This is a genomic window from Pseudomonas emilianonis, from assembly GCF_023072625.1.
GTDB classification, from domain to species: Bacteria; Pseudomonadota; Gammaproteobacteria; order Pseudomonadales; family Pseudomonadaceae; genus Aquipseudomonas; species Aquipseudomonas paraveronii.
The window spans coordinates 1-1032 of sequence record NZ_JAKNRV010000714.1; the positions used below are offsets into that span (position 1 = coordinate 1).

Annotated in this window: 1 protein-coding gene; it reads left to right on the plus strand. The window is 65.7% G+C overall.

Features of this window, described 5'->3' with window-relative positions; translation table 11 throughout:
- On the plus strand, positions 1–1032 hold a 1032-nt coding region (locus L9Z73_RS31110), incomplete at both ends, for a cobaltochelatase subunit CobN (protein ID WP_247408839.1).

The following is a 1032-nucleotide window of genomic DNA, read 5'->3' on the forward strand; positions in this document are numbered from 1 at the left end:
GATGTGCCGCGACGGCCGCCTGATGATCGCCGGCCTGCGCCTGGGCCTGACGTTTGTCGGCATCCAGCCGGCCCGTGGTTATCAGGTGGACGCCAGTGCGGTGTACCACGACCCGGACCTGGTGCCTCCCCACGCTTACCTGGCGTTCTATTTCTGGTTGCGCCACACCTACGGCGCCCATGGTGTGATCCACGTCGGCAAGCACGGCAACCTGGAATGGCTGCCGGGCAAGGGCGTCGGGCTGTCGGAAAACTGCTGGCCCGACGCGCTGCTTGGGCCGCTGCCGAATATCTACCCGTTTATCGTCAACGACCCGGGCGAGGGCGCCCAGGCCAAGCGCCGCACCCAGGCGGTGATCATCGATCACTTGATGCCGCCGCTGACCCGTGCCGAAACCTACGGGCCGCTGCGCGACCTGGAGCTGTTGGCGGACGAATACTACGAAGCGCAATTGCTCGACCCGCGCCGCGCCCGCGAGCTGCAAAAGGACATTCTCAAGCTGGTGCGCGAAACGCGTATCGACCAGGAACTTGAGCTGGACAGCGATGCCGACGCGGCCATCTGGCTGCCGCGCCTGGATACCTACCTGTGTGACTTGAAGGAATCGCAGATCCGCGATGGCCTGCATATCTTCGGCGAGTCGCCCCAGGGCCGCTTGCGCATCGACACGTTGCTCGCGTTGCTGCGTATCCCCCGTGGCGACGGCCGAGGCGCGCAATCGAGCCTATTGCGGGTATTGGCCAAGGCCTTCGAACTGGCCTTCGATCCGCTGGACTGCGCGCTGGCCGAACCTTGGACCGGTCGCCGCCCAGGGGTTTTGCAAAAGATCGATCCCCAGCTGTGGCGCACGGCCGGTGATACCCGCGAGCGTCTGGAGCTGTACGCCGCGTGGTTGATCGAGCACGCGCTGGAAGGGCCGCTGGAACAGTTGGAAGAGCCCGGTTGGGAGGACGTCAAGTCAGTCATCGAAAGCCTGCGCAGTGTCGTGGCGCCGCGCCTAGACGCGTGCGGCCCGGCGGAAATGCGCGGCTT